General features: G+C 48.9%; 15 protein-coding genes. 2 read left to right on the forward strand and 13 right to left on the reverse strand.

All coding sequences use genetic code 11. The features are described 5' to 3' along the window. Positions 1-49 precede the first annotated feature (49 nt). Together QP938_11110 and QP938_11115 are read left to right on the forward strand one after the other, a co-directional pair. Positions 50-1,600: an AbgT family transporter gene (locus tag QP938_11110; protein ID WIO73837.1), complete on the forward strand. Its 1,551-nt coding sequence runs from the start codon at positions 50-52 to the stop codon at positions 1,598-1,600. 195 nt (positions 1,601-1,795) lie between these two features. Continuing rightward, a complete protein-coding gene (locus tag QP938_11115) occupies positions 1,796-2,467 on the forward strand; it encodes a 2OG-Fe(II) oxygenase (protein ID WIO73838.1) in 672 nt (223 codons plus the stop codon). 169 nt (positions 2,468-2,636) lie between these two features. Here the strand turns inward: QP938_11115 and QP938_11120 are convergent, their stop codons facing one another. The 13 genes from QP938_11120 to QP938_11180 all read right to left on the reverse strand — a co-directional run bounded on the left by QP938_11120 (position 2,637) and on the right by QP938_11180 (position 13,531). Next, positions 2,637-3,377 carry a sulfite exporter TauE/SafE family protein gene (locus QP938_11120; protein WIO73839.1) on the reverse strand — a complete coding sequence of 247 codons (741 nt, stop codon included), beginning with the start codon at positions 3,375-3,377 and terminating at the stop codon, positions 2,637-2,639. Beyond that, the gene (locus QP938_11125; GenBank protein ID WIO73840.1) at positions 3,377-4,105 is read right to left on the reverse strand and encodes a pirin family protein; all 729 of its coding nucleotides are present in this window, start codon (positions 4,103-4,105) and stop codon (positions 3,377-3,379) included. The genes QP938_11120 and QP938_11125 overlap by 1 nt, the downstream gene beginning before the upstream one ends. A gap of 104 nt (positions 4,106-4,209) precedes the next feature. Then, positions 4,210-5,115 (reverse strand): LysR family transcriptional regulator, encoded by a 906-nt coding sequence (locus tag QP938_11130; GenBank protein WIO73841.1) that lies wholly within the window; start codon positions 5,113-5,115, stop codon positions 4,210-4,212. A gap of 61 nt (positions 5,116-5,176) precedes the next feature. After that, positions 5,177-5,581 carry a DoxX family protein gene (locus QP938_11135; protein ID WIO73842.1) on the reverse strand — a complete coding sequence of 135 codons (405 nt, stop codon included), beginning with the start codon at positions 5,579-5,581 and terminating at the stop codon, positions 5,177-5,179. A gap of 183 nt (positions 5,582-5,764) precedes the next feature. Further along, positions 5,765-6,577 carry an SDR family oxidoreductase gene (locus tag QP938_11140; protein WIO73843.1) on the reverse strand — a complete coding sequence of 271 codons (813 nt, stop codon included), beginning with the start codon at positions 6,575-6,577 and terminating at the stop codon, positions 5,765-5,767. Positions 6,578-6,592: 15 nt separating this feature from the next. Next, positions 6,593-7,444, reverse strand: a complete 852-nt coding sequence (locus tag QP938_11145; protein WIO73844.1) for a TauD/TfdA family dioxygenase — start codon at positions 7,442-7,444, stop codon at positions 6,593-6,595. After that, on the reverse strand, positions 7,441-8,913 hold the full coding sequence (locus QP938_11150; GenBank protein WIO73845.1) for an AMP-binding protein: 1,473 nt from the start codon (positions 8,911-8,913) through the stop codon (positions 7,441-7,443). Before QP938_11150 ends, QP938_11145 begins: the two co-directional genes overlap by 4 nt. Further along, complete coding sequence (locus QP938_11155; GenBank protein ID WIO73846.1) at positions 8,910-9,644, reverse strand: thermostable hemolysin; 735 nt, start codon at positions 9,642-9,644, stop codon at positions 8,910-8,912. The genes QP938_11150 and QP938_11155 overlap by 4 nt, the downstream gene beginning before the upstream one ends. A 90-nt stretch (positions 9,645-9,734) precedes the next feature. Further along, a complete protein-coding gene (locus tag QP938_11160) occupies positions 9,735-10,439 on the reverse strand; it encodes a hypothetical protein (GenBank protein WIO73847.1) in 705 nt (234 codons plus the stop codon). After that, the gene (locus QP938_11165) at positions 10,440-11,216 is read right to left on the reverse strand and encodes an FTR1 family protein (GenBank protein WIO73848.1); all 777 of its coding nucleotides are present in this window, start codon (positions 11,214-11,216) and stop codon (positions 10,440-10,442) included. After that, positions 11,213-11,491, reverse strand: a complete 279-nt coding sequence (locus QP938_11170) for a cupredoxin domain-containing protein (GenBank protein WIO75659.1) — start codon at positions 11,489-11,491, stop codon at positions 11,213-11,215. The genes QP938_11165 and QP938_11170 overlap by 4 nt, the downstream gene beginning before the upstream one ends. A 43-nt stretch (positions 11,492-11,534) precedes the next feature. Then, positions 11,535-12,875: an ATP-binding protein gene (locus QP938_11175; protein ID WIO73849.1), complete on the reverse strand. Its 1,341-nt coding sequence runs from the start codon at positions 12,873-12,875 to the stop codon at positions 11,535-11,537. Then, a complete protein-coding gene (locus QP938_11180) occupies positions 12,872-13,531 on the reverse strand; it encodes a response regulator (protein WIO73850.1) in 660 nt (219 codons plus the stop codon). Before QP938_11180 ends, QP938_11175 begins: the two co-directional genes overlap by 4 nt. Positions 13,532-13,575 lie beyond the last annotated feature (44 nt).

Genomic DNA, 13,575 nt, shown 5'->3' on the forward strand with positions numbered 1-13,575 from the left:
AATAAGTTCAAAACAGTCGATAACAATACAAATTGCTGGGAGAACCGTTATGTCCACCTCTGACAGTACCAATTCATCCCCAAACTTCTTAGGACGTATGCTTAATGGCGTCGAGCGCATCGGTAACAAGTTACCCGACCCCGCGATGCTGTTTCTGTTTGCCATGCTCATAGTCTGGCTGCTCTCCTGGCTGTTGTCCGGTGTTCAGTTCGATGAAATCAACCCGCAAACCGGTGAAGCCCTGCAGGTTAAAAACCTGCTCAACGGAACCGAAATGGCGGCGTTTCTATCCAACATGGTTACGACATTCACCAGTTTTGCGCCCCTTGGTGTGGTGCTGGTGGCAATGCTGGGTGTTGGAGTGGCCGATGCGTCCAAATTCATCAACACCGGCCTGAAGCTACTGCTCAGCCGCACTGCCAGCTTTTTGCTCACTCCGATGGTGATCTTTATCGGCATTCTCAGCCACAGCGCCGTAGATGCCGGTTACGTGCTGGTCATTCCGCTGGGGGGGATAATTTTCCACGCCGCCGGACGCCACCCGCTGGCGGGCATTGCAGCAGCCTTTGCCGGTGTATCTGGTGGCTTCAGTGCCAACCCGGTTCCGTCAGCACTGGATCCTTTGCTACAGGGCTTTACCCAACCGGCCGCGCAAATCATTGATGCCGAGTATTTGGTCAACCCACTCTGTAACTACTTTTTTACTGCCAGCTCCTGTCTGCTGATTATTCTGTTGGGCTGGTTCCTCACCGATAAAGTGCTGGAGCCACGCCTCAAGCGCACTGCACCCCTGAATGACGATATCGAAGAGCCGGAAGACCTGAGCAACGTCAGCGCCAAAGAGCGCAAGGCGTTTTTGGTAGCCTCATTAAGTATGCTCGTTGGTGCGGTGTTACTGGTATTCGCCCTTCTGCCCGCCGACTCTCCATTCCGCGATGCCAGCGGCTCGCTGAACTCTTTTGGCGCGCCGATCATGAAATCCATCGTGCCACTGATTTTCCTGTTTTTCCTGATGCCAGGCGTAATTTACGGTTACATGTCAGGGATTTTTAAAAACTCCAAAGACGTGATCGACGCCATGAGCGGCTCAATGCGCGACATGGGTTACTACATAGTGATGGCGTTTTTCTGCGCACTGTTTATCAAGGCATTCTCCGATTCCAACATCGGTGCGTTGCTGGCATTGAAAGGTGCTGCCGGTCTGAAGGCATTGGCACTGCCCGGTGGCATAACCCTGTTTGGCATTATCCTGCTGGTGGGCTTTGTGAATATCTTTGTCGGATCCGCATCCGCCAAATGGGCGTTATTGGCACCAATCTTCGTACCAATGCTGATGCAGGTAGGCTTCTCTGCGGAACTGACTCAGGCTGCTTATCGGGTGGGTGACTCATCCACCAATATCATTACTCCGTTAATGCCGTACTTCCCGCTGGTAGTAGTGTTCTGCCAACGCTATGTGAAGAGCACAGGTATCGGCACCCTGGTATCGATGATGCTGCCCTATTCGCTGGTGTTCCTGCTGAGCTGGACCATTTTCCTGGTCGCTTATTGGGGACTGGGCCTGCCACTAGGCTTCCAGGCAGGCTATACCTACCCCTAACTTCACCCTGCAAAGCGCCGCTCCATCATAGTGAGCGGCGCTTGTTTAGCCCCTCTTCACTGTATTATTTGCTTGCCGTTGGCGTCATTTCGCCCTATAAAGTCACCCTGCCCATCACAGGTACCCAGTGGCCTCAATCTAGCCATCGACCTTTCTACCTGAACGGCCTTTTCAACTTTTTTGAGATCAACCTGATTGAACATACTTGGCTCAATTGCCTGCCAGAATGGCGAGGGTAGTGACGAAGCGCTGTTTGAAACCATTGCCCGTGACCTGCGAGAAAAAGGCTTCAGCGTTAACCCCGCATCGCTGCCGGAATCTCTGGCTGACAATCTGTTCATCCACCTGCAACAGATGGACGACTCGGCATTTATACGTGCTGGTATTGGTCGCGAGCAGGATCACAACCTCAACGGTTTTGTACGCCGCGATGAAATCTGCTGGATAAATGGTGAATCGTCCGCTGGCCAGCAGTGGCTGGATTGGGCCGGACGCTTGCAACAATTTTTAAATCGTCGATTACTGTTGGGACTGTTCTCTTTTGAGAGCCACTTTGCCCACTACCGCCCCGGCGACTTTTACAAACGTCATCTGGATGCTTTTAAAGGCCAGGCCAACCGGATTTTGTCCCTGGTGGTCTATCTCAACCCCGGCTGGGGGCCTGAGGATGGCGGCGAACTGGTGTTATACCGCGACGAGCAGGATAGCGAAGGCCTGAAAGTGACACCCGGTTTTGGCACCGTGGCGGTATTTCTCAGTGAAGATTTCCCTCACGAAGTACTGCCAGCCCAGCGGGATCGTCACTCCATTGCCGGTTGGTTCAGGGTCAATACATCAACGGCCAATCGGGTGGATCCACCGAAGTAAAAAATATTCCTAACGGCTCTGCAGATGTTGAAAGACATGAACAGGGTATGGCGTGCCGTGACCGTGGCCAGCATGGATGCTGGCCTCGAGTCCCCATGGATGACTCTTTACCTATAAGGAGTACGACGTGTCACGGCACGCCATACCCTGTTCATGTCCGGCACCCAAGCTAGATAAACCCTTTCACCAACAAAGAAATTCCCGAAAGCAATAACAGTACTCGACAACACTGCATAAACTGACGCTCATTGATGCGTCGCTGAATACGATGGCCGAGCCAGACACCCACCAAAGCCGCAGGTAAAAGCAGCGCGGCCATCAACAGCAATTCGGATTTCCACTGTCCCAGCAATCCGTAGGGTATAACTTTTACCAAATTCATTACCGCAAAAAATAGACTGGCAGTAGCCAGCCATAACGGCTTGGGCAATGCCCGAGCAACCAGGTAAATATTGATTGGCGGCCCGCCAGCATGAAGCAATGTACTACTGACACCAGACACTGCACCCCACAACCAGCCGCCTCCGGGAATACGCCCAAGTATCGACGCCAATGGCTGCCAACAGGCAAACAGCACACAAAAAATACCCAGAATGCGCTGCAGCCAATCCGACGATAAACTGCCCATCAGCCAACCACCCAAACCAATACCCAGCAAGGCTGCTGGCACGATATGAAGCAATTCCGATTTACTGGCACTGCGCCAATAGTAATGAACCGTTTTTGCATCCATCACTATCAGCAATGGCAACATCAATGCCGCTGCGGCGGGAACCGGCATAACCAAAGCCAACAAAGGAACTGCCATTACACCGGCTCCACCAGCAAATCCGGATTTGGAAATACCGGTGAGAATGACACCGGCTATCGCCAAACCCCAAAACAGCGGGCTATACCACAACGCTTCCATCAGCTGGCATCCCGCAAAGGAAACTGCGCCGGAGGCAAATCAAACCACAACGCAGTGATCCCCTGATCGCCAGCTTTAACTGACAAGGGCTCGCCAATAACACCCAAGCCATCGCCTTCCACTAAACTGTAATTCGCAGCTTTGGCGCCGCCGTTGATCACATGCAGGTATCCAGCGCGACGACTCTGTCCTTCACCAGTATCAATCGTAATTGATTCATCAGCAGCCAATACCAGCCGTGAAATACTGACATCCTGATGCATCATCAGCGAACCTTCGCGACCATCTGGCGTCACCAATGGTGTCAGACTGCCATTTTGCACAATCTCTTTCTGCTCATAGCCGGGTGTTAATCCACGCTTGTTGGGGATTACCCATATTTGCAGAAATTTCAGTGGGTCGCTTTGCGAGTGGTTAAATTCCGAGTGCGTGATGCCGGTGCCCGCTGTCATTCTCTGCACTTCACCAGCAGGAACAACAAACTGGTTGCCCATGCTGTCGCGATGTTCAATCGCACCTTCAAGCACATAGGAGATAATTTCCATGTCGTGATGACCGTGGGTATCGAAACCGGCACCCGGTGCAACGGTATCGTCGTTAATCACTCGCAACATTGATACTCCCATATGTTTGGGATCGAAATAGTTGCCAAAGGAAAAGCTGTGATTGCTTTGCAGCCAACCAAAATCGGCCCTGCCACGCTCACTTGCTGGTCGATAGTAAAACATCTGATCGCTCCTCAAATACTGGTTGAATGACAACCATGTTAGCGATGATAACGACGATAAAAAATTGGATATTTTGTAACGATTGATTCGATTTTTTGAATCTTCTACTCGCACAAATCAGCTTTGGTGTAAGGCATAGTCTGCACGCGCAGCTCCCCCATAAACTCTCTCGCCGCTGGACCCAGTGTATCCAATTCAGCGTAATTGAGATAAAACGCAATACTTCGCTGCCTGCCTTGCGCCAGTGGCAATTCCTTTAATTCACCAATTTCCAGATAGGGTTGTACCAGTGGCTCTGGCAGCCAGGCAAAACCAAATCCCTTACTCACCAGATCCAGGGAAGTACGTACATGACTAACCGTCCAGCGTTGCTCAGAGCCCAACCATCCGGCACTGGCTTTTCGCGCCAAAGCCGAATCACGAACGACAATCTGGCGACAGGTTTTCAGGTCATTCGCGGTTAGTTCCCGATTCATTGCCAGCAGCGGATGGTTATGTGCGGCGACCGCAATAAACTGAACCCGCATCAACTCTTCATTTAAACCATCGGCAATCGCAATTGGCGAAATTCCCAATGCAGCCTCATTGCGTTCAATCAAATCATTGCTCCCAGACAACACCGTTTCCAACAACTCAATTTTCAACAGGGGAAACTTTGCCGAGACATTTTCCATTACCTTGTAAATAATCTCATGGGGAAAGGCTTCATCAACTGCTATGACAAGACTTGATTCCACACCGTTACTGAGCGATTCGGCCACCGCCTCTACACGGGATAATTCATCCAGCAAATAATTACCGCGAGATAGCAGTAACTCACCATGCGGCGTAAGAATAGTTTTGCGTCCATGCACCTCAAACAATTCAATTCCGAGCTGTTCTTCAAGCTTTCTAACAGCATGATGCACACTGGACTGACTTTTATGAATTGCCTCGGCCGCCTGGTTAAAGCCTCCGTGATCCACCACTGCTTTAAACATTCGCCACTGTTCGAACGTAGTTTTAGCCATATCTTTCCCTCAAACATTAAAAAGGGAGGATGGCATACCATCCTCCCGAAACCTGCTCACTTTAACTGCGGCGTTTGGCATCCAGACTGCAGGCGCCAGAGCCACTTGTTGCAAGAATCAAGAACCCGCCGGCAATGGCTATATTTTTGAAGAACATAATAAATTGCATCTGGTCCCCAAGGTTGGAATGAAACAGGATTGCCGACAGCACACTGAAGCCGGCAAAAGCCAATGCCACAATGCAGGTGCGATATCCCAATACCAGCATCACTGGCCCAATCAGTTCAAAGGCGATCACCAAAGGCAATAGAAACTCCGGCAACCCCACTGACGCCATATACTGGCCACTTCCTTCATAGTTTTGCAGTTTGCTCAAACCCGCCAGAAAGAAGATTAACCCAAGGCCGATACGCCCCAACAGGTTGGTGACGCTTGCCAAATTTTTGCAGCTCATGGAATCGGTCATTACAGTTTCCTCAAATAGTGAATTACCACTATGAGTTTAGACTCTATTCTTCAGGATAAAAGGCGTGATTTTCGAAGATTTTGTTCTACTTTATCGAATGTCTTAAGAAAAAAATCCCCTGCCTAGGAAACAGGGGCATCCGATGGGGATAAAAACGCGGGATTGCAATAAGGTCAGGGTGATTTAAGAAGATTTCTCAGAGGCGTACTTTCTGATCAGTGGCAGAGACTTTCGAAATTCCGAGCTGACCAGCTTGGGCAACAATTGATTGATGACCACAAACAGCTTCTCCGGCCAACCGACGTAGTAAATCGATTTTCTATTGTTCAGAAAATTAACCAGCTCTTTGGCAACCCTCTCCGGTGGATCCATCTGTACTTTCATTGCCCGGTTCATGGACACCACCTGTTCACTATTCAGGTCAGTGAGTGTCGCACGAGGCGAGAAGTAACGAATGCGTACAGGGGTATCGGCGTATTCGCGACCCAGTGCCTCAGTGGCACCTCGCAGGGCAAACTTGCTGGCGGAATAGGCAACAAAACCGGGGCTGGCGATGGCACCAAAGGTCGATCCGACATTGATGATTTGCACCGGTTTATCTCTCTGTAAAAAGTAGGGTAGAAACAGTTTCAGTAATAACAGTGGATAGACGCTGTTTATCTGAATAATTTCGGAAATTTCCTCATCCGATTGCTGCTCAAACAGTGCCAAATGGTTAATGCCGGCGTTATTAATCAACAAATCGACTCCCATCGGCAGCTGTTCAACAACATTTAAAAGCTGTTGACGATCCTCTGCGCTGGAGATATCACAGATACGACTTATGGTATAAACAAGTGGATAGAGTTCCCGCAGTCGCTTTCTTAATGACTCCAGCTTGTGTTCGTTACGCCCTACCAGAACCAGAGGTTTTCCCTGCTTGCATAATTGCTCAGCTATAGCCTGCCCGATTCCGCCAGTTGCACCAATCAGAACTGCACATGATTGTTGTGACATCATATTATCCGTTTGTTAATCGTTTAAACCGAGGCCCATGCCGATATAAAGCTTACGCTCCGACAAGGGCACCAGAATTTCGCGACGGCCGTGCATCACCCGTTTGTTATCAATAATGGCAACATCGCCATTTTGCCAGGCGATTTCCTGAGTAAATTTCTCGCAAAGCTCTGCTACTTCCTGAATCAAATCTTTGGTCAATATCGTGCCATCCGAAAAACGATATTCTGGGGTTTGGTAGTTGTAGGACGGCCCGAGAATGGCATTGGCAAAAGCCGGGATATTGGAAAGATTGTCGTTTCGAACCGGATCAAACCGCATCTGATAAATCACACCGCCGTCATCGGCATCTTCTGCTTGTTGGCCAGGGATGGCATTCAGCAATCGATCAAGATCACTCCGTGTAACCTGCTCTGGATCATCCACATCAAACGCATTGGCGACATAGCGTTGCCAGAGAGCTTTTGGCAGATAGCGGCTCGATGTCATCGACTGAGTGAACTTTTCCTGCAAATCTTTTGGCACTCCCTGGTAAACCACTGCGCCGTCACAGACCGTGGTTCGTCCACCGCGACTGGCACTGAGTGCACTGTGAAATGCCACCACGTCCGGGGGCAATGGTGTATTACCATTTTCAATATGAAGTCCTACAGCGACAGTACCGGCATCGACGGATTGAGTCTGGCGCGAGGCGTACTGGCGCGCTGGATCAAATGTTAATTTTTTGCACAAGGCAAGCATCAACTCACTGAAACTTTCCAGGGAGTAATCCTCGTCCCGCAGCAATATCCAGCCATCACTGCGCAGCGCATTGCGAATTTCAATTAGTGGGGTCGACATTTTTTTCATTAATAGGGTTGTCGTCATACAGCTCTCTCCCGCTGTTCCAGATTATTGGAAAACTGTTGATAGATTCTTTGACGATTGAGCTTGCCGTTTTCGGTCAGGCAGCCGTTACTTGCCGAGAATGGTTGTTTGGACAGGTGCCACCTCAACACCTGGGCGTAATCCGGCAACTGTCTGTTAATACGATCAATGATCATATCCAGTTCCTGCCCGGTGTCAGAAACATCGCTGTAGATGACCGCCGATAAAAATGGCTCAGATTCACCAAATACAGCAATTTGCTGAATGGCTTTGTCCCCCAGGAAAATGGATTCCACCCACTCCGGTGAAATATTCCGTCCAAAACTGCTAATAATGGTGTTTTTGATTCGACCGGTTATATGCAGGTAGCCGTCTTTATCTAGATATCCGGCATCTCCAGTATGAATAATATTGTGAGATACATTGTCAGTGCCTTGATCGTGGAGGTAACCTTGCATGACTGGCCCGGAAATCAAAATTTCGTCATTGTCAGCAATACTGATTTTCAAATGTGGAAGCGGCTTACCAACACTACCAATGCGATGTTCATCCGGTGTATTAATGCATACCACTGATGCACACTCGGACAATCCGTAGCCTTCAAAAACCGGCAACTTTAACTTTTGACAGTGCAACAGTAGATCTGGAGCAACTTTACCACCACCGACAGCAATAAATTTCAAGCTGGTCAACCTTTCAATATCAGCCTTCTCAACGATTGCCTTCAACATCTGGGGAAGCAAAACCACAATCTCTGCCCGGTATTTTTCGACTGCCCGGCAGAAAGCATCCACATCAAACTGGTGATTTGAGGACAAACCAAACTCAGCCACATCGTCAACCACTACACTGCAGCCCCGGGAAAGCGAGACATAAATGCCAGCGATATTTTCCAGTAGCGTAGAAAAAGGAATCAGGCTGATATGACGCTTGACCTTGTATATATTTAATACGTCAGATAAAGAGCGGGTAATTGCATCCAGAGAGTCATCGCCCAGACAAACTCCTTTAGGCTTGCCTGTACTCCCTGAAGTGTATGTAACCTTTCTGACTTTGGGATCTGTGCGGTTTGATGGACTAGTTAGAAGGCGAAGATACAAACCCTTCATATATAACGATGAAAGCTTTATATCATCAGACAGAATCCTTTTACTTTTCGGGTTAATGAAAACAGTATCCAGCTGACTATCTGCAATCAGATGTCCAACTTGCTCATCGCTGAAAAACAGTGGAATTGGAACTACAACAACGTCAGCTCTGGCTGCGGCCAGATCCAGCACAATCCAGTCAAGGCAATTTTCCAGCTGAATACCCAGCCGTTTCACTTTCAGTGAAAGAAGTTCGTCTTTCACTGACTCTACTCGGCTTACAAGCTCTGAATAACTGATGATTTCTGACGGCGTAACTACGGCCTCAGCCAAAGGATATTGTTCAGCAAAATAAAAAATACGCTCCAGAATTCCCTTCATAGCGGGCAGCGTCCGTAATGGTATTTATCCTTAAGAACCTGGTGAGCCAATTGGATATTGACTCCCAAAACAAATGGACTGTTGTTGTAGTAGTTTCCCCACAAGAGCCGATCTTCGCCAAGTCGCTCTGGATCAGCTTTTTCAATCATATGGTAGGTAATTCCCATTCTGGTCAGTGCACCCCGAACTGCATTGGTACCGGTAAACACTGCCCAGTCGATCTGATTTTCGGCCATGTAGTGGACAAGAAAGGCAATCAGGTTTCGGCCCGATCCTGCAGAGATCGATGCCAGGTTTCCCACTTCTGCAATAGATTGGCGAGGGACATCACGACCAGCAAAAGGACGGATGCACTTCTCTACCTGGCAGGTCAGGTATTGCTCAAGGAAAATTGGCTCATCCTGGATAGGACGTAAGCCAACAGCAGCCACCAGCTGATAGCTACTATCTCGAATACTGAATAACTCAGGCATAAAAGCCTTAAGCACTGCATGATGAACGGCGTAATAGACTGAACTGATAAAATCGGAAACTTCCTGACGCTCGTAATCAGACGCCAAACAACGTTGAATCCGCAGAGGCTCATCTGACATCAAGCCACATAGTGTAAACGTCTCTGCCACCGGCATCAGCGGATGCTGATTCGCAGCTGGCAGTACAGCATCGATACTCGAACGATTGCGTAGATTATCGCCGGTAGTAAATTCAGTACGCTTGGCCTGGAAGCTCATAGATCACCTCATCGTTTCCATGAGGTGAGTATCACCAAATAACCTTAAACGAGGCTTAAGGCACCACTAGGACAGGTAACTTATTGATTATTAAAAGAATTCATATTCCAATTGGAACTTTACAGTGGTGTCTGGTGTTTCATCCTTAACACCCCAATAGACACCAAACTGCCACAGCAATTTATCGGAAGTAGTGGTTTTCCACTGCCCGGAGAATGCCGGCCCAATGGCTAACGTATCCTGACTGACAAACAATTCCAGTCCTGGCTCAAAGTTCGGGGATTGCCGATACTTGGCCTGTAGTGCCGCTGTAGTCTCCAGCTCCGCATCTATATGGCTGCCCCATTCACGAATAACAAACAAGTTGGTGGTTATCAGCCAGTTTTTCCATTCACGTGTATTGAGCAAGCCAACAGCCGCCTCCCATTTATCATCTTCAGATTCTCGTTCCAGCTCAAACATGACTCCCCAATCCGAGTCGTATTCACCCTGCTCAGTCAACTGATAACGAAATTCCAGCTCATAGCCCTCATGCTCCAGATTATCTGTATCAGAAAAGAGTGCGTAACCTTCAACAAACAAGTGCTCAGATACCGCCGAGCCAAAACCAAATTTATGACGCAAACGCTGGTCTTCCGTTTCGGGATCATCCCGTTCAACCAACAGTTGGTATTCAAGCTCCTTTTCCAAGGGCTGCACATAGGGCGTATAAATTTTGTCGATAGTATTGCCATCCGCCCAGGCCGATGCCACAAATAGTCCGCCGGCTAGAAAAGCAAAAAGTTTTGTTTTCATTTATCGCACTCGTTTCTGGAAAATAACCAGAGCCGCCACAAAGGCAGCAATACCCGCAATATAGACAACCAACTGATACAGTGATGGCGTTGCTTCATAACCGACTATGGCATACAGAAGCTGCCCCAACAGCGACTGCTCGTCAATAAACAACGAACTATCCCAAAGCCGCTCAGTAGAGGGAAGAATATCCACTTGCTCAAACAAGGGTACAACCTGGCTGAGAATACCGGTTGCCACCACAGCCAACACCAACTGGCACCACAAAATAGCCCGCTGACTGTTATTAAAAGCCAGCGAGTAATACAAAATGGCTCCGATACTCGCTCCAATTGCAGCGCCTACCAAACCACCGGTGAGAACAGATCCAAATTTTTCGGAGTCACCAAGAAAACCCTGAACATAAATAAATATCTCGGCGCCTTCCCGTATCACGGCCATCATCATGGTGATCGCCAGAACCAATTTGATTGGCCAATTCTTCAACAGTGATTGGTTTCCGAACAAGCCAACAAAAATCACCACCATTACTGCAGACAAAAAGCTGAACAGCTGCAACAGACCGTTCACCAGCTCCTGACCTCGGTAATCAAACCACTCACTGACCGAACTCATATTAAGGGCATAGATGCAAGCACCGACTATCCCCAACAGAAGGCTCAGGGCAAACCAGCGATAAGACAACATCAACAGTCGACTTAAAGCCAGCAGTACACTGGTTAGCAAGGCCGCTTCCAACGCTTCCCTCAAAACAATAATCACCGCTGTCAGCATCATGGCTTTTTCACCTTGATTACGCCCTGGGCTGTCTTGGGATTAAACTCACCAAAGAAGGGGTATTCGCCCGGCTCCAGCGGCCCGATAAAGACCACAGCTTTCCCTTTACCAACAATCACTTTTTCCCGGTTGAGTGGATAACTCTCAAACTCTTCTGGTGTATCGTCTTTATTTTCTATTATCAATTTGATTTTCTTACCAGCAGGTACTTCGATTTCTGCCGGAATAAACAGGTGGTTTTCAATTCTGATTTTTATAACTGGCGTTTCCGCCATCGCCGAAAATGCCAGCAGCACCAGACACAACAGCCCATAATTTTTAAGAGCGGTCTTCACGCTCGACCTCCTGGCTTTTAGGCAATTCAACATCCACTCTCAGGCCTGTTGGAAATCGCGATCGACTTAACTCCAGCCTTCCGCGATGAAGGTCTACGATATGCTGCACGATCGACAAACCCAGGCCACAGCCCTGTACTCCGGAGTTGTGCTGATCACCATCAACGCGATAAAAGCGCTCCAGAACCCGGCTTTTTAACGCGTCGGGAATACCTATACCACTGTCTTCAATTCGCAGCTGAATAATATCGCCCTTCTCATAGACAGTGACGATGATCTCGCCGTTATCCGGCGTGTACTTGATGGCGTTATCCAGCAGGTTTTTTACCAGTGTAGACAAGGCAAATGCATCGCCCTGCAGCCGCACGGAATCGCCATCCAGAATTATCTCCTGATGCTTGCTCTCCATGGCAGGGTAGAGTCCAACCACGACTTGTTGAGTAATCGCCAAAAGATCTACCTCTTCGAGGCTACCCTGGAATTGCTCTGGTGACATTCGGTACAGCAGCAGCAATTGTTCTATGAGGTGGGACATACGAGATACACTTTGCTCCATCTCATCCGCATCGGCACTTTCGGTGGCCAAGCTTTTTCTCAAATTGTAGAGATTCACCTTGAGAGCACTGAGAGGTGTGCGAAGCTCATGGGCAGCGTCGCTGGAAAATCGTTTTTCACGTTCAAACGCTGCTGAGAGCCGCCTCAACAGATTGTTCATAGCCACTACCAAAGGAGTCAACTCCTTGGGGGCATTCTTCAATTCAATGGGCGTCAGGTCCTGGGACTGCTTGCCCTCTACCTGGGCTGTTAATTTTCTTAAGGGTCGCAACCCCTGAGTCACCAGCAGCCATACCAGAAGCGCCAAAAAAGGCATGCCCAACAAAATTGGAATCACGGTTTTCAGCACTATGCCTTCTGCCAGGTAATAGCGACTATCCATACGCTCGGCGACCAATATCCCCAACCCGGATTCAGGCTGTTTCAGCTGAAAACTTCGCCAACGATAGCCGCCAACATTGATAGATGAGAATCCATCTTCATGGTCTGTAACTACCTCCATCGGAGCAATTTCCGAATGGGCAATCAGTTGATGGTTTTGATCAAAAACCTGAAAGAAGAAATTTGGTGCAGGAACGTTATAAACCGTCAGCGACGAATTATTGCCCGCCAGTTGGGCGATTAATTGGGCTTTCTCCCTGAGCTGGTCATCCATCAGCTGTTCGGTATTTTCCAAACCGGTTCGATAGCCCTGCAGAGCGGCTATGAAGTTAACCAGCACAATCACGGCCAGGGAGACTACGATTAAAAATCGGCGAATTGAAGTCATGATTTACTTATGGTGTAGCCAATTCCACGTACATTCTTGATGAAGGTTTTACCCAGTTTTTTTCGCAAATGATGCACATGCACCTCCACCGTATTGCTGGCCACATCCTCGCCCCAACTGTACAGTTTGGATTCCAGTTGCTCCTTGGAGAGAATTTTCCCGGCATTTTCCATCAGCACTTTCAGCAGGCTGTACTCTTTCCCCGACAACTCCACCACTTGTTCCGACTTTGAAACGCGATGCGCTTCTTTATCGAGAGTCACATCGTCGAGAGTAATACAGTTATTTAACTGACTGGTGGCTCGCCGCTCGATCACTCGCAAACGTGCAATCAGCTCTGGCATCTCAAATGGTTTGGTAAGGTAATCGTCAGCACCGCCATCCAACCCGGCCACTTTATCATCCAGAGAATCCCGGGCGGTAAGCAACAGTACAGGCAAGGTCGGCTTGCCGGGCCGCAAGCGCTTGAGTACAGTTAAACCATCCACATCGGGCAGGCCGATATCCAGAATGACCATATCCGGTGAGCTTTCTGCCAATAAAAACAGTGCACCTTCCCCGGTATTGACTACATCCACAACGTAGCCCTCCGACACCAGTGCCCGCTCCAGCCCCCGGGCCAGTGGCAAATCATCCTCAACCAGTAAAATTCGCATTTATTATCCCGTTGGAGAAGTCGCTTTTATAGGTATAGCACTCA

Source organism: Porticoccaceae bacterium LTM1, from assembly GCA_030252795.1.
Lineage (GTDB): Bacteria > Pseudomonadota > Gammaproteobacteria > Pseudomonadales > Porticoccaceae > SCSIO-12696.